The organism is Haloplanus sp. GDY1 (assembly GCF_023703775.1).
GTDB lineage: Archaea > Halobacteriota > Halobacteria > Halobacteriales > Haloferacaceae > Haloplanus > Haloplanus halophilus.
The window spans coordinates 133680-149769 of sequence record NZ_CP098516.1 but is presented as its reverse complement, the minus strand read 5'-3'; the positions used below and the strand labels follow the sequence as shown (position 1 = coordinate 149769).

Annotated in this window: 12 protein-coding genes; 3 read left to right on the top strand and 9 right to left on the bottom strand. The window is 59.5% G+C overall.

The genetic code is table 11. From position 1 onward, the window contains the following. Nucleotides 1-4: 4 nt before the first annotated feature. The 3 genes from NBT67_RS17415 to NBT67_RS17405 form a co-directional block, all read right to left on the bottom strand. Complete coding sequence (locus NBT67_RS17415) at nucleotides 5-856, bottom strand: N-6 DNA methylase (protein ID WP_251344580.1); 852 nt, start codon at nucleotides 854-856, stop codon at nucleotides 5-7. Beyond that, nucleotides 853-1827 (bottom strand): hypothetical protein, encoded by a 975-nt coding sequence (locus tag NBT67_RS17410; RefSeq protein WP_251344579.1) that lies wholly within the window; start codon nucleotides 1825-1827, stop codon nucleotides 853-855. The genes NBT67_RS17415 and NBT67_RS17410 overlap by 4 nt, the downstream gene beginning before the upstream one ends. A gap of 113 nt (nucleotides 1828-1940) precedes the next feature. After that, nucleotides 1941-4754, bottom strand: a complete 2814-nt coding sequence (locus NBT67_RS17405) for a VWA domain-containing protein (protein WP_251344578.1) — start codon at nucleotides 4752-4754, stop codon at nucleotides 1941-1943. 365 nt (nucleotides 4755-5119) lie between these two features. On the opposite strand from NBT67_RS17405, the gene NBT67_RS17400 reads away from it, so the two are divergent. From NBT67_RS17400 to NBT67_RS17390, 3 genes are read left to right on the top strand one after another with little or no spacing between them, the layout of a single operon-like run. Continuing rightward, entirely contained in the window at nucleotides 5120-6217 is a 1098-nt protein-coding gene (locus NBT67_RS17400) for a hypothetical protein (protein WP_251344577.1), read from the top strand. After that, nucleotides 6210-8021, top strand: coding sequence for a hypothetical protein (locus NBT67_RS17395; RefSeq protein ID WP_251344576.1), 1812 nt, complete (start codon nucleotides 6210-6212; stop codon nucleotides 8019-8021). Before NBT67_RS17400 ends, NBT67_RS17395 begins: the two co-directional genes overlap by 8 nt. Next, nucleotides 8014-9654: an AAA family ATPase gene (locus NBT67_RS17390; protein ID WP_251344575.1), complete on the top strand. Its 1641-nt coding sequence runs from the start codon at nucleotides 8014-8016 to the stop codon at nucleotides 9652-9654. The genes NBT67_RS17395 and NBT67_RS17390 overlap by 8 nt, the downstream gene beginning before the upstream one ends. A 30-nt stretch (nucleotides 9655-9684) precedes the next feature. Here the strand turns inward: NBT67_RS17390 and NBT67_RS17385 are convergent, their stop codons facing one another. From NBT67_RS17385 to NBT67_RS17360, 6 genes are all read right to left on the bottom strand, one after another. Beyond that, nucleotides 9685-11292, bottom strand: a complete 1608-nt coding sequence (locus NBT67_RS17385; RefSeq protein WP_251344574.1) for an AAA family ATPase — start codon at nucleotides 11290-11292, stop codon at nucleotides 9685-9687. Between the two features lie 218 nt (nucleotides 11293-11510). Beyond that, on the bottom strand, nucleotides 11511-12044 hold the full coding sequence (locus tag NBT67_RS17380; protein ID WP_251344573.1) for a PIN domain-containing protein: 534 nt from the start codon (nucleotides 12042-12044) through the stop codon (nucleotides 11511-11513). Between the two features lie 5 nt (nucleotides 12045-12049). After that, entirely contained in the window at nucleotides 12050-12637 is a 588-nt protein-coding gene (locus NBT67_RS17375) for a DUF7437 domain-containing protein (protein WP_251344572.1), read from the bottom strand. A 67-nt stretch (nucleotides 12638-12704) separates the two neighbouring features. Further along, nucleotides 12705-14288, bottom strand: coding sequence for a hypothetical protein (locus NBT67_RS17370; RefSeq protein ID WP_251344571.1), 1584 nt, complete (start codon nucleotides 14286-14288; stop codon nucleotides 12705-12707). Nucleotides 14289-14882: 594 nt separating this feature from the next. Continuing rightward, nucleotides 14883-15764 carry a DUF6166 domain-containing protein gene (locus NBT67_RS17365; RefSeq protein ID WP_251344570.1) on the bottom strand — a complete coding sequence of 294 codons (882 nt, stop codon included), beginning with the start codon at nucleotides 15762-15764 and terminating at the stop codon, nucleotides 14883-14885. A gap of 17 nt (nucleotides 15765-15781) precedes the next feature. After that, nucleotides 15782-16027, bottom strand: a complete 246-nt coding sequence (locus NBT67_RS17360) for a hypothetical protein (protein WP_251344569.1) — start codon at nucleotides 16025-16027, stop codon at nucleotides 15782-15784. Between the last annotated feature and the right edge of the window lie 63 nt (nucleotides 16028-16090).

The following is a 16090-nucleotide window of genomic DNA, read 5'->3' as shown; positions in this document are numbered from 1 at the left end:
GCGGTCATGCGAACTCGTCGAAGCCGACCTGAGCGGTGTTCTCGCTGTCGAGGGTGACGTCAAGGGCGGGCTCAACGCTTGCAGCGTGTGCCGTGGCCGGTTCCGTCACGTCATCGCCAGGTAACATACCGAAGTAGCGGGCCAACACGCGGTCACGCTCGTCGGCATCGAGGGCTTTCACCGGGTGATTCCCTTTGACGAGCTGGGCGACGCTGACGAACCAGGCTCGGTGCGCTTCGAGCTTCAGGGCATCGCCGAGAAGAACGTACCCGGTGAGATCATTCAGGACGAAGTTCAGGACGGCCATCTTCGCGCAGATGGGGTCTTTGTCGTACCCCAGGTAGACGGCGGGGGTTTCCGGGGAAATTTTACGCAAGTGGTTGGCGCTATCGACGAGGAGTCGGCCACTCCCACACCCAGTGATATCGCCGATGACGAGTGGGCTCTCGGGAGTGGCCTCGCGGAGGTCGTCGCCATCAGGGAGATTCATCGCGGCCATCGCCCGGCTCACCGCGCCGGGCGTGAAGTACTGGCCGAAGTGGTTGCTCGTCAGCCCATAGTGCTCGTAGACGCCGCCGAGGACATCTTCGTTGGTCTGTTCCATCGCGAGAACAAGCCCTCCGAGGGCGTTCGCATGAAGTGTGGCAAGGTTTCGAACGGTATCCTCGTCACGGCCGTCGTTTGCGTATCGAACGAGTGGCCTCTGGTAGGCGTCTTCATCGCCGATGAAACTGGCGAGGGCGAGGTCGATCCAATCGAAAAAGACCTGATACGGCGAGTCGCCGGTCTGCTGACTAATGTCGTCGAGTGGGTCGGTGACGAGCTCTCGGTGTTCACGCTCGAGCAATGTCGTCATCGGTTGTAGTCCTCCGCTCGCGACTGGTGAGAGACGGCGAATTCAGGGCTGACCAATCGGCGGGATCGGTGCGGGACCTCCAGACCTCGGGAGATGGGAAGGAAAATCGAGTCACGGCCGCCACAGACGACGCTCGCTAGGAGTTCGTGTTTGCACATCACTCGCCACGGCGCGGATTGCTTGTATGGACACGCACACGTCAGCGCGTCGCCCCACGGAATGAACGGATACTGACTGCCGCTTCCGTATTCACCGACCAGGAGTGGGGCGGGGAGTTCGATGCCGTAGTCGGCGAGTCGAACGGGATCATCGGTCTGGATATGGGAGAGCGCGGATTCTCGAAGGACGAACGCGGAATCGAGTTCGCGATCACGGGCGAAGGCGTCGGGGTCGGTGTCTTTGTCGACGAGGACCATGCCGACGAAGGCGTTGTGTTCGAGGAGGTTGTCAGCGTCGGGCTCGGGGACGATGCACTTCTCGATGAGTGAGCCGTACGACGAGTCTTTGAGAACTTGGCTGAGGTTTGGGCCGGGGATGAGTTCGCGATACCATTTTTGCCGGCGCTGGCGTTCTTCTTCGAGTGCCTGTTCTGGGTCGGAGTTTTCGCGGGCGGTTCGGAGTCGTGCGGCGAGGAACGCCGGTGCATCGGCGAGGACGGCGTCATCGTCGACGTGGTGGTAGAATCGCACCTCTTCGTTGATTCGTGCGGCACAGGAGGTCTCGGCGTAGGCGAGGCCGAGCGGCTTCTGCTTGACGCCCTGCCAGGGGTGAGTCGCGGGATTCGCCGGGTCGTACTTCCACGGGTTGTAGTTGCCGAGGAGTTGGTCGCGACGGATTGGCCCACCGCGCATGAAGTCAAGGCGAATCTGGTGTTCGATGGGTTCGACGTTGGCCGGGTCGCGTTCGACGTCGTACTCGTATTCGCGGTCGGTGTGGGCGAGAGCCCCCGGTGGCAGTGAGAGTGTGGGCACGTCGCCGTCGGCTGTGTGGAGTGTTCGAGAGGACATAGTTCGGTGACTGGTGTGGGCGTCGGAGGGACGCCCCGCTACCGTTTCGGGGGCGACAAACTGGCCATGAGTAGTGCTCAGAGACCGGCAAGGAGGCTGGCGAACTGATCGAGGCGGTTGTCAAGTCGCTCGGGCCTGTAGACCGTCTCCTGGCGTTCGTAGTAGGTAGCGAGTTCTGAGGCCGACCCCGAGAGCGTGCCGGGCTCGGTGTCGGTCGCGATGGTGAGCGAGCACACCGGGGCGTAGGCCCGCCGAATGACGTCCTTCACGGCGTCGGCCGAGGTCTGGTCGTCGCCGACGCTGATGATGAGGGGGTCGTCGCGTTGGGCTTCGACCAAGTCATTCGCAAGGCTGATCGCATCAGCGAGTGGCGTCCCACCGCCACAGGTGGTATCGAGGAGCGATGCCTGGACGTGTCGCGTCTCGATGCTGAATGGCTTGACGAGACGCGCGGTCCCGTGGATGAAGTCGATGACGGCGACGCGGATGCCGAGGTTTTCGGCAGCGAGTGCGAATCGAGTGAGGGCCTGGGTTGCGACATCAATCTTCGCCGGTGACCCGCCTCGCATCGACCCCGAGCGGTCAAGAATGAGGACGAGGGCGTACTGTTTCTCGTTGCCCATCGTCCGGCTCTTGCACACGCGGGCGTCGCCGATGGCGAGGCGATGGCCGGCGCGAGTGTCGTAGGCCCCGGCGGAGAGACCACGTCGGGTGCTCTCGCGTCGGTCGAGTCGAAGATACATTTCGAGCGTGTCGGCGACTCGGCCAGCGCCGTCTTCGATGGCGGCCCACTCACGGGGCGGGACGAGGTCGTCAGCGACGGAGTGTATTTCGAGGTCGGTGAGGTTCCCAGGCGAGTATCCTCCCCCTCCACTCCGTCCGCTGTTCTCATCGTTTGGAGCATCTGGTGTTTTCTGGCGGTGTTGTCGGTCGAGGTGCTCGGCTAACGAGTCGAGTTCGTCCTCGAGGGCCCGCTCATCGATTCGCTCGCGGTCGGCTTCCGTATGGGCTGCACGCTCGTCTCCTGTGAGTGCCTCCTCGTATGCCGACTGCTCTTCTTGGCGTGACCGCGAGGAACTCTGTGCATGGGCCGGCCCATCGGGGACTTCCTGACTTTCGTCGCGTGCACTACCCGTAGAACCTGTAGAACCTGTGTTATCCAAATCGTCAGGTTCCTCGTCGACGCCTGAAGAGGCACCGTCTCGGGACTCTTGGGTCCCTTGGTGACCGTCACTCTCACTCGATGGCGCCGATGCTTCACTGGAATCCTCCGTGTAGGTATCCGGTTTCTCGTCGAAGGTTCCGAGCGTGAGCTGACTAACCTGCTCATGAGGGTGCTGACCCTCGGGCGACCTACTCGTAGAATGGCCTCCACAACTCGACCGGGCTCCAGAACCGCTCCCGGTCGGGGGGTTTGCGCCTGCCCCTTCGCGTTCCCGAGCCTGCTCGGTGGCTTGGGCAATCGCCTGTGCACGGCTGGTCGGTATTGGGTCGTCACCGGACTGGCGGCCACCGTCACCGTCACCGCTCTGCCTACCTTCACCACTACTCTCCTCACCGCTCTCGGATGGGGACGCTCCGGCGGGACCCCTCTCGGTGTTGGTGTCGCCCGCTGGGTCGCCGGGGCATGAGTCAGAAGATTCAGCATCGATATCGTCGAGATCGGGATCGGGAGTGACCTGCGGTTGCTCGAAGATGTTCTGGTGTGGGTCGTCGGTCGCCTCACGTGAGAGAGATACCTCGCTCGGATCGAAGTCTTCGGGAAGTGCTGGCTCGACGTTGTCACTGGGCGTGGCTGAGACGTCCCCTGTGTCGTTGTGTGGGTGTTCGTTTCTACTGGAGATGCCGCCGTCCTCGTCGGGGTCAGACGCTGACTCGGGGCGGCCTCTGGCGTCTCCGTCGGGCTCCGACCGTTGACGCTGCTCGTCGTCCTGACGCTCCTGGATTTGGCCCCGTCCTTGTGCTTGCTCGTCGGCTTCAAGGACGGGCTGGATGTGGTCGGTCCAGGTCTGGATGACGCGACGGGCGCGACGAACGGACGCAGTCTTATCATGGGCGTGGGTGGTGTCGTCACGGTCGGCACTCCGAATTGCCAGTGCGTCACGCGCGAGGGTGCACAGTTCCTCGTGGATGGCTCGGAACGCGTCGCGGTCGGCCTCGCTCTTGAAGACAACTCGGTCGTCATCCTCGTCGAGGAGGGCGTCTGTGATGCCGGTCGGATAGATGGCTTCGTCGTACAGACAAGAGGTGACAGCATCCCAGAACGAGTAGCGGATCTCCTGTCCGTCGGGGATATCGTCGGGCGTCTGTGAGTGGAGTCGACGGGTGAGTTCAAGACGAATACCGGCGTTATCGCTGAAGTTCTCGCCGTGGATGGCCTCGCTCTCGATCGCGCCATCCTCGATGATGTTGATGAGGTCGTGGACCTGCGCATGATACTGCGCGTCGATTTCAGAGTCCAGCAACTCACCGATCGCGGTAATCGCCGTCTTGAGGATGTGTAGGAGTTCGTGGAAGGCGAGGCCGAACTGGTGGGCGTGGTCGGCGGTGAGCTGGTCGTTGAGTGGAACCCGCGTGAGGTCGGCCTCGGTTCCCGTGACTAGGACGAGATAGTCGGCATCGATGCCGGCGAGGAATTGTCCGGCCTGGGCGCGTTCGATGTCGGTGGCGTCTGAGGAGACGATAGCTTCGATGTCGGCGGGCAGGACGGCTGCGGTCTGGACGCCGGACGTGATGACTACGTCGACAGTCACACCGGCAGGGAGATGGCCGAGGATGAACTCGCGAAGGCGGTCGGCTCGCTTTGTAGAGACACGGACTCTCGTCGTGGCATGCGGGCTGAGGTCGTCGATGACCTGCTGGTGGTCGTTGTGTCGATGGTCGAGTGGCATGGTGAATTGGAGTTCTGGACGCCCTCACCGTGGAGGGGTGTACAAACCGGTCAAAATAAATTACAACCCGTTGTTCGAAGTCTTACTACGGACGTATCCGTAGGCGCCGTCGGACTGGGGGTTATTGATGAGTGGTGGCTGGCTTAATGTTAGATACTTCTGCAAATATAGAGAACCCACCGTCATATCAAGACGGCTGACTACTGCGTTCCGCACTTATGCCACTGCGTTTTGATGATAGGGTCGGCTGGATTACCCCTCCCCCTGATGTCTACGTATCGGGTCTCAATCTTCTAGAAGTAGCGGTTGATTCCCACAAGAACCGATGGCTAATCTATTTCAATATTCTTTGTGTTGAGACCACCGTGTCTCAGTCACCATCGACGCAGTCGTTATTCGAGTGGCTTGACGATGGATACCTCAAGCAGCTCGTCGTCAAGCTCAACGCACTCCCGTCGGGCGACCAATTTCAGCGTGAGGTCGTCGAAGACCTCGAACAGAAACTCGGGATCGTTGGCACCGAGCGGACGTACGCGGAGATCGAGGATGCACACGGGGGACTCGTTGGCTCCGTTGAGGGTGATGCAAACCGGTTGCCGTGGTGGCTGTCGGAATTCGAATGGACGGTCAATAGCGAGCAAACTTCCGCACTTCACCTCGAGTCCAGCACGCTTGATCAATTCGAAGAGTATCCCCGCGAATCGACCTATATTGAATCGATCGAACTGACCGGTGCCACAACGTTTCGAGATACGCTCGATGCACTTGTGAGCCTTGAGAGTAAGCTCACCGAGATCTTAGATGACGATCCGGCCACCTTCGCGGAGGAATCCAACGCCGACCCGGATGCGTACAGTATGCCGGATCAGTTCTTCGAATTACCAGACGCGAGTGTCGCAACGACAAACGCTGCCGGGGAATGGGTACAGCGAGTGATCAGCCTCTGTCCACCGGCAGAACCAACTCTCACCGCACTCCTACGTGTAAATGTCGGTGTTGAGTGGCGCCACGCGCAAGGGGCTTTAGACGATAATGAACAGCAGCGATTAGTGAAACTCGAGATTGTTACAGATGAGCAGGAGGACGAGCAGGTCCTAGACGAGAAGTGCCGCGATAATCTCGTCAAGCTGCTCAACACTGATGCTCCGTTCGACCTCTCGATCGATGCTCCTCAAGATAAAGACAAGCTCTCTCCGCTTCAGTATCTCTTCTATCAGTCATGGGCGGAAGGTAATGAACGAATTCACGGGGGACAGCGCTGGCTCCAGGCAGTAAAGAAGCAAACGAACCTCGATCAGGGAGAACAATTTCGGTTCGCGAGATATGTGTTCCGTATGCCATTATGGATTGAAAACGATCAACCAGTCTTTACTCATCAGAGTAAATACGGGACAGATTCAGCTGCTCGAAATCAGATTCTCCAATTACTCTCGGAGCACGGGCATACTGCGGAGAATGACTGATAGAGACGATCGTCGTGGAGACGTTCCTGAGGACCAGGGGACGGAGGAAGAATATACTCGTGTCACTAGGTCGAATACAGCAGCCGACAGTGGTGAGGGGGACGAGGAATCAAGTCTATCCGACGAAGGGATGGAACTCGCCATCGAACAGATTGAACTCAACAACTCGAACGACCCAGTGGAATCAGTCAGTCCACGACCGGTTTCCAAAGTTAAGGCGGAGGGAAACATCTCGTCGCCTCGGATATCGCTACAGCGAAGCGGTAGCCCTGTCCTAAGATCTCGGACTCCAAAATCCATTTCTAACCTCGCAGATCCGATGCTTACCCCGCAGACGGTCTCGGTCTCCCAGCAGAAAGAGAGGGCGTCAGAACAACCAGTCTCGACCACGATCAAACAGAACCGACGAACGAACCGGGGACAAACCTTGGGCGGGCAGGAAATTACTGTAACCCGGCTACTCGAACGAGTAGGGCGCGAGTCACGGCCGACCACCCAGCTCACTCCACTAGCAGGGAGTCAACAACTACTGGACGAGCTTGAAGAGTTCGACCCGGTCTTCCAGTGGGGTGGCGGTCTACCGTATAGTAGTGATCGACCTGTTTGTATCGTTCATCGTGCGACAGAAGAGGTGCCGTCGTTTGAATTCCTACAGCGGTCCCTTCGCGATGCGTACTCGGAATCCCGGGGTGGAGAGCCGACTGTCAAGCACGCGGAGTTCGTCGCAAACGAACTAAGAGTTCCCGACGTTCCTGGGTCAATCGTCACTATCGACGTCTCGGGAGATGAGTGGTCTCCGTCGCAAACGAACGGACGGCCTGCGATCGAGCATGCTGGCGTCGACATCGTTCCGGATCTCGTCGACCAAGTTGAGACGCTCTACAGTGGCGGGCTCGGATATCTTCTTATCAACGTCCCGCAACGCTGGGAGGAATCAGTTCGATTCTCCGGATTTACTCATCGTCTCGTCGAATATCTCGCTTCTGCGTCGCTCCCCAAGGCCAGTGAGGAGGTGACGGGCGTTCTCGAGCGACTACGGGCGGCTCCAGTTTCGATCGCGACACCAAGAGTTGAGGAGGAGACGTTCGACGATCGGGTTGCGCGCTATTACGCGTTTAATGGCATTCCAGGATCCTGGGAGACGATCGCACAAGCAGACACCGCCTTCCAACGGCTTCTACGGAGTGGTCGTTGGACGCAGGTCGCACTCACTGAACGGCAGACTGAAGGCGGAGAGAGCGACCAACACTACAATTGGAAGGGTATACTCACCGAAGGAATGGCTCGGGAACTCTGGCAGGTGATGGATCCTGAGACGCCATTTAATACGTTCGTCCGGACGACGCTTCTGGAGGAGAATCCTTTAGAGAGCGAACACGACCTTGGGGAGGGTGGACCAGTTGCGGACATCTATTTCAACGCGACACGATTCGACGCAGAGGACGCGCTCACTGCGTTCTTACTCAGTGAAGACGACGAGTCGATTGAGACAGGGTTACCGGCGGTTATCGAGTTCGAGACCGGATTCTCAGAGGGGGCGTTCCAGTATCGGAAGCTATCTGAATCGCTCGAGAAGTATCACGACCACACGAGTTCGATCGACGCGATCTACATAGTCATCCCACCGCGTATCCTCTATCGTGGACGGGAGCAAGCACTACTCGTGCAGGATCTTGTGAAGGCTGAAGCAACGCAGTTCGATGACTTGACCGTCGAACTTTGTGTCCCCGTTCTGGAGAACGGGCGGTGTATTGGGATTCGGCGGGTGGAGCCATTAATCGACACGTTCTATGACAATGACTGATGAGACGTTCGGCACGTGGTTACTCGCACAACTCACTGATTCCTCGCTCGGGGAGGCTCATCTCTCGTTACAGGACGAACGCGGGTGGCTGGCACCGGACCAGCTAAACCACTCTGACGACGACACATACACCTTCACACGCGACGACGGTGGGAACCCAACCGAGCATTACCATCTCGTAACCAACGACACAGGGGACCTGGAACGCGAGTGTTGGAGACGGTATGAATACACGGAGGCTGGTGAGCATTCAGCCGAGCTCCGGACACAACTCATTCTCGAACTGCCACCCGATGATGACATCTTGGACTGGATGACAGATTCAATCAGCCTTACGGCGGGTGAGTTTAGAGAACTCGTCGCGCACGACGCAGTGCAGTCGGTGGCTGCTGGGAGAGTGGCCGGACTCGACAGACAGAAGCACGACCTCCAAGAGTTCCTCCGGATGTCGAACGCCGAATGGGGACTAGCGGATCGGACCGGCATACTCCTCGAGGGGCCGCCAGGGACGGGGAAGACGGAACTCGTCATCGAGACCTGCCAAGAGGAGTATAACGCGATGCCAGTGACGATTTCCGGGCCAGAGATCCTCAGCAAGTGGGTGGGCGAGTCCGAGCGGCTACTCCGGAAGAAGTTCGACGAAGCCCAAAACACCGACTCGAACGTCCTTTACATAGACGAGATCGACGCGATCGCTCGTAGTCGAAGCGAGGCGTCACAGGAACACAGCGCACAGCTTGTCGCTCAACTCTTGGTCCTGCTCGACGGGGTCGACGCGAAGACTGAGGACGCGCCGAAAGTCATCGCATCGACGAACCTCGCAGAGGTTCTCGATCCCGCACTACTTCGCCCTGGTCGGCTCGGAAACCAACCCATCTCGTTCCCACGTCCGGACGACAAACAGCGTCAAGCGATTATTCACCATTACGTCGAACAGATCCGTCGACGAAATCCCGAGCATCTCCAGACGGATCTCCAAGAGGTAGCCAAGCATCCAACCAGGTCTAGGCTGCTCTCGGAACTCAGTGAGTTGACGGATGGATTCACGGGCGCTGATATCGAGGACGTATTCATTGAAGCCGCTGTCAAAGCACAGACTGGCAGTGACGAGGGCCAGCAACTCACCGCTTCATCGATCAGAGCCCTCATCGATGATCGGGACATTCAACACTCGAACTTCTACACCGACCAAGAACTTCCATTCAGTAAGAGTGCCTGGCGAACCGTTCGCTTCGCGTCTGCGGGGGATGTCGCCGTCATCGACGAGGATGATCCGGTCTCACCAGAATCCATCGCCGATGCGTGGGCGCGTGAGAGAGATGAGCCCTCTCAGTCACGATTCCGTGAAGCCACACTCACGGATCTTCTCGTACAGGACCCGACCGACACGCGGGACAGGATAGTCGAGATATTCCAGCGGAACGCAGATAATGGTCTCTGTCTGTATATTGCTGGACTACCCCGTCTCATGCAGATGAAGGAACACACGTCGCTCGCGAATCTCGCTGTGGAGACAATTCACGAACAGCTCCTCCAATGGAATACGGATAATCTCCTATTGCACGACATGGCCACTGAGCAAGAGTCATCGGGAAGATTAGCGGGAGAGTATCGAGAGTATACCCATCAGTAATCCGCTCCGCAGTATAATTCCTGTTTGGTCTCAGAGGTAGTCGTTGAGTGTCTCATAGGCATCCTCAGGATACTGATTTGGTTCGGCGACCGCCCAGAGTTCGTTCTTCGTCGCTGCCTTCGGAGAGGCACCGTCCTCGATGTGCTCACAGAGGATGGTGAGATTCCGCGTCGAGAGCGTCGGCCAGGACTCGTTCTGTCGAGTCTGGTGGGCGAACTGGACGATCTTCCGAAGCGTCGGGCGATCCACGACGACATCCGTACTGTTCACTTGGCGGTCTAGCGTCTCGACTTCTTCCTCGACATCCTGGATGTAGGGCTGCTCGAAGGCGCGGAACCGACCTCGAGTGGCGGAGTTCATTGGTTCGGAGTCGCGATACTCGCGGGTCGGCGGGTTCATCGTGATGACGAGCCGGGACGAGGGGTGTGGTTCGACGAGTTCGCCGTGGGATTTGACGAGAAGCGTCCCCTCGTTCAGCAGGCGGTGGAGTGCGATCGCCGCCCCAGCCTGCATAACGGGGAACTCGTTGATGACGATGGTATCGCCGTTCAGGAGACCCTGTTTGACGGCGCCGTTGCGGGGCACGATGACATCGCCGTCGGGGACGAGCGGTCCGAAGAGGTCCTCGGGTTCAGTGGCTCGGTCGACGTCGATAGACTGGTAGCCACGGTTCGTCTGGTGGCAGAGGTACTTCAGCAGGTAGTTCTTCCCCGATCCACGCGGGCCGACGACGCGAATGGGCACGAGGCCACGGGCGAGCTTCTTCGCGATGAGCTCGTCGAGCGGGAGCTGGAGGCGTGGGTCGATGGGAACTGCGGGCGGGATGACCTTGCCGTGTTCGTCGACGGGGAGGGCGTCGTAGCTCGCGTCGGGATGGGTCGCGGCCTTCGGCACACCTGGATGGTCGGGATTGTCGAGAATGTGAAGGCCGGTCGGGACGGGATTCCCGGCGTTCCGTCCGATGTTGGAGACGTACATCCCGCGTTCGTCATCGGGCTCCCAGCCCTCTGCGAGATATCGAGGTTCGCCGACGGATTCGGTGACGAGCGAGAGGTCGGTGACGCGAGCTTCCCCGAGGCCGGTGTCGGGGTTACTCCGCTGGCTGTAGTAGGCGGCTGCCCGCTGTGCGAGGCGATAGCCGACGGGAACGTGTCGCTGGGCTTCTTTGAGGAGGTTCTCGGCACGACTCTCGGTGAGTGTCCCCGTGAGTCCAGCGATGTCGGCAGTGCTGGCGTTGGCAAGTATGGTGAAGTCGTCGTAGCCGGCGTCGTGGAGTGCGTCGTTGATCGAGTCGGTGACGACGCTAATGACGCGGAAGTCCGTGCCTTCGTCACGTTGGAGTTCGCCGAAGGCGTCGGTAATAACTGGGGGTTCGGGTCCTTGTGGTGAGACGCCGACGATGGTGGAGCTCCCGCTCTGCGAGCGGTCGAGCGTATAGATGCCTGCGTCCGCGCCGTCATCGATGAGGTCGGCGGCGTCTTGGTCGGAGAGGTCGACGTAGTCGGAGACGCGGAGCGTGACGCGTTCGACGGGAATGTTACCGCCTTCGCGCTGGAGAAGTCGGTTCACAAGATGTGAGAGGACGACCTGGCTGTCAGTGCTACTTGCATCGCTACTCCCTGTGGATGTTGCGGTCATGAGTTCGTGGTGGTGGAGCGGACTCGGTCTGCTCCCTCACCTCCTGAGGGAGCGATAAATGAGTCTCAGAATTTCAGAATTGGATGCTGGAATATTCTCGCCGTTGTTTACGCCAGAGAGGACATCGCCTCAATCTCGTCGCGAGAATCAGCGCTGTATTGGTTCCGGTGCTTTTCGGGCGGTGAGGTGACTCTGACACCCTGAAGGATGGGCGGATATCAGCCCTGGAACTGATATCGGGTTTCGACAGACTCCACGAAGTTGAATGCCTTGACGAGTTGAACTGAATCCTCGTGGCCATGCTGGGAGAGAGCGCGCTCGATCCCACGGAATGCCGGGATGTCGTTCGTGTAGATGGCGATCGATTCTGTCTGCCCGTGTTCGAGGAGTGTTGCTGCTGCACCACCTACTTCTGCATCTGCTTGCTCAATCGTGTGTTCGGGCCGGTCAGTGGCGACGGAGATATACTGGCGAACCATATCCATCGTGGCTGAGACGACCGGGTTGGAGTAGTCGACTTCCTCAAGAACCTGCACCCAGCCGGCGTCGATGGCAGCCTCTACGGGGGGAATTCCGTAGGGATACGAGTCCGGTGTGAGTTCTTCGTATACTCGCGTGGGCAAGAGGAGGACGACATCATGTTCTGTGACAGCGCGCTCGAGGAGGTCGACAGTATCGTGGCGCTCGAACCGGATGAAGAGGTTTGCATCGATGATGTGGCTCTCGACGGACGGGAATAGTTGCGCTGACACGGATATTATTCGTCGAGGCGGTCATCGACGGCAGCGTCAAGCTCGTCAATATCGAGACTCGTCGAGATATCGGGCTCTGCGTCCAGAATGATCTCTTGAAGCTCCTGAAGGATGGTCTCTGCTTCGAGAACGGGAATTTCCTGTTCACGAGCCATGATTCGGGCATTCATTTTGGATTGGGCGTACGCCCGAGCGTACTCGATGGCGGTTGCGAGCCCGCTGACACCATGCCGGTCAATGTAGAGGTTGATGTTCTCGTTCGACTGGCGTTCCGCGAGCGCGACCAAGAGAGTCGGAGTGATTTGGAACGTCTCCCCATCGGCCTGAATCGTCATATCGACTCGACTCGCTCGATATCGATGCGGCTGCGTCTCCGTCACACGCTCCAGCAGCCCGATCTCTACGAGGTGCTTCACGTCATCGTAGACGGTCGTCGTCGAACTCTCGAGACCCTCGGCCAGTTCTTCGACAGTCGGAGCATCGAGGTCGAGGACACGAGTGTAGAGTTGTGCGAGCCGGTTATTCTGAATCACATCGGAGACGGCCAGCATCGTATCGAGGGGGTGTGAGTGCGAGACAGCAGATTCGGCCATGCTTTTCAATATACGCGGAATCTTAAAAACACTATCGGTGGATGAGCCAGGTCATATTCACAGGGGGCTACACCCCATTTCCGAGGCGCTGCTGGAGGCGATCATGAACCCGCTGTGCTTGCTGGTCGCTGAGATCGACCTCGGTATCGACGCTGATGCCAGGGATGTCGACGATGTCCGCAAGAGCATCGGAGAGTGTCTGTTGATTCTCGGGGAGCACGCGCTCGGTGTCGTCGTCCGTCTGCTTGTCGTGTTCCTGCATCGCGAGTTGAATCATCATCGCCGGCTTCCTGAACAGTTCTCCGGCGACCTCGAGGTATGCCTGGTAGGAGTTCGACGCCATCGACCCGTCGTATTCCTCGAGGAGCGCAATCAGCAAGGAGAGTTGGATGTTGAACACAGTTGGACGGGTCGAGGGCATGGCGATTGAAGTTGCGCGATCAGCAGCCCGCTCTGCATATTTAAACGCGACTCCCCAATAGGAGTAGCAGTCTTCGAGCGTGAACGGGAGGTCGTCGAAGTCGTAGGCGATGGCCCGCGTCCGGCGGATAGCAGTATCGACCTCGACCATCCGCGTGTCGATGTCGTCGTAGATGTTCCGCCACCACTCGCTAATCGGGACCCGCCCCTGTTTGCGCTCGTGGACATCGTTCGTCGCCTGCCCGTAGTGACGTCGCGTGTAGCGCTCTCCCATATCGGGAAGAACTGTTCCCGAGTCGGGGAAGAAGAGGATCGGGCGCGCCCAGAGTGTCTGTGTGCCTCGGAAGTCGTAGCCAGTCTGGAAGCCACCGTAGACGACGGTCTCTAGAGTGTCGGTTTCTGAGTCTCTACCGTCGCAATCACTCGCATCTGACTGGTCCTGAGCGGCGCTGGCGACGGTCGTGATGCCGTCTTCGTCGACGGCGTCCTCGAGGTCTGCCTGTTCACCAGAGACGACGTGGCGGAGACTGGGACAGATGACGACCATCTTGAGCAGGCCGCCCCAGTCGCGGTAGGACACCCAGCCGAAGGCGTCGGTCTCGCCGCGTTGCTGGAGCGCGCTGATGATGGGGAGATATGCCTCCTGGGGGTTGATGATGCTGTAGGAGTCGCTGGCGATCTGCCATCGGAACTTGACGTCGTAGCCGAGGGCGTTCAGCGCCTTTCGGCGGTCGTCGACGATGTCCTTGTGGTCTATGATCTGGACGACAGCGGAGGCGTCACTCGCGGCGGCGAGGTCCTCGAGTGAGCGACCTGTGGTGGCTTCGAGTGCGTCGACATCGAGACCATGCACATCGCGGATGGCGGTGGTATCGACGCGGCCGCTCGTCTCGACGAAATCGTTGGTCGCCCAGAGTTCGCCCGGGCTAGCCTTCGGCAGCACGCGAATGGCCTGCTTGAACGAGCGGGGCGTATCGGTGAGACACCGGGTTTCCGGTGGGATTTCGTCGGAATACGTCCCGTCGTCGGTCTCGGTGAGGCCGGCGAATCTGATGTCCGTCTCTTGGGTGAGGAGATCGGCGAGGTCGACGGCTGGAGGATCGGTTAGCGCAGCATCGGCGTCAGCGTCGACGTCGCCGTCGGTTCGGTTTGCGTCCTTGTTCTCGTTCTCGGCCGCTGACTGGGCGAGCGATTCGGCGTCGGATGTGGTGGTGGTGGAGTCGGTGGACATGGGAGTCAGGTTGGGTGGGATGGAGCGATTCCTCGTACGGAAAGAGCGACCGCTGAGGGGGGCACAGCGGGCGCTGTGAGACCGGAGAACGAACGTGCAAGTGCAGATGGTAGTCGACTCATGGGGCAGGATCGAGGAAGACGCGACGACGGCGCGGACAGGAGAGACGCAGTCAGGGAGCTGAGGATGCAGATGCAGAGAGAGGGAGCGGGCGGAGATGAGATGGAACTCGAGAGTGGTGCCTCTGACAGGTTGAGAGAGGGACAGCCTCGGTAGGGAGAACCTGGAGAGATCCGTGTTGGAGGACGAGTTGTGGGACGCCCGTACGGAACCTGCGTCGAGCCGTCGATGACGACACAACGTGGTAGAAGGATTCCGCGCGGACGTTCGTCCCCCACCGCATCCGGGGGGAGACAAACGAGTCCTACGCAACGGCTGGACCGCCCGGCGAGTGGAGTCTATTGCGTAGGAACCAGCAGACCGCTGGCCGCGAATCCCGGGTCGGAGAACACGGAGAACACGGAGGACTTGTTCCACCCGTAGAACGCGTAGAACACGGGTTCTATGAGTTCCGACTGAGGGGTGAGGCGGGAATCAGGCATCCTCTGAGGAGCCGTCAGCTAGGGCGCTCCGGAACGTCTGTTGGGCGCTCTCGCCGCCCGTGGCTTCCGAGAGCGTCATCTCCCGGCCTTCGTGGACGGGGATGTACTCCTCCCCGCCGAAGTACTGAATGAAGCCAGGGCGAGCAGCTCGGAGTTTCTTCGCGGTGGCTTCGCTGATGCCGTTCAGTCGGTGGTGGTGGCGACCGAAGCAGACCCACCCGGCGAGGTCGCCCATTGTGTCGAACTCGTGGACGAGCGTACTGCGGGCGTTCGAGGGAATGCTGAGTCCTGAAAGCCGGTAGAGCCTGCTCGAGGAGACCGAGTCGCTGCTCGGGTCTTCGTCGCCGTTCCAGATGTCGAGGAGGCGTCGAAGGTTGTCTCGGCGATTACCGTGGTGCCAGAGGAGGTCGTCGTATTTTTCGGCGAGGGCGATCTCCTCCGCGTAGGTGATGGTGTCGAAGTCGACATCCTCGAGGTCAGGTACATCCTCTGGTCCGGGCGCGGTATTCTCGGGGTAATCTCGACCGTCGATAGCGCGAAGATAGTCTGGATTGCGGAAGTCGCTTCGCTTGAGCTCCCACGAATCCTCGGTTAGCTCACGTCGGACGAAGTTCTCGGCGAACAGATGGTAGTTCTTGACCGCGTAGTCAACGCTCTTGAACGGCGCGAGCAGGGCGATGGCGAGTTGGCCAGCTTTCTCGTCGGAAGCGTCGCATCCCCAGTCGAAGCCGCCAGGGGCGACGCGGTGGACGAAAAGATGCTTGTCGAGCAGGTTTTCGCCGGAGTAGACGAAGTTGCCTCCGATGGAGCGCTCGCCTCTGTATGGTCCGGTCTTCCACTTCGTTTTCCTGGAGTAATCGGTTTTTGATGGCATTAGGGTATGACGGGACGCTATCCGGTGGCGCCCTCGTGGTCGGTCACTGCACTATCGGTCTCGCTGCGTGCTTCAGGCGTAGGCACGTGGTCGTCCCCGAGGCCAAGGTGGTGTTCACCGACGGGTTTCTCGGGTATATCGGGGTGGAAGACGCGGACGGTGATGGCGTCCTTGGGGGCGGTACGGTCGACAGTGACGATGAAGTCGTCGCCGAAGCGAACGTCGGCGTAGGTATCGCCGTCGCTGAGGGTAGTGAATTTCATACGAATGGCTACAGGATCGTGGTTGGTGTTCGGGGGACGGACAGCGGCCGCAGGCGGGAATAG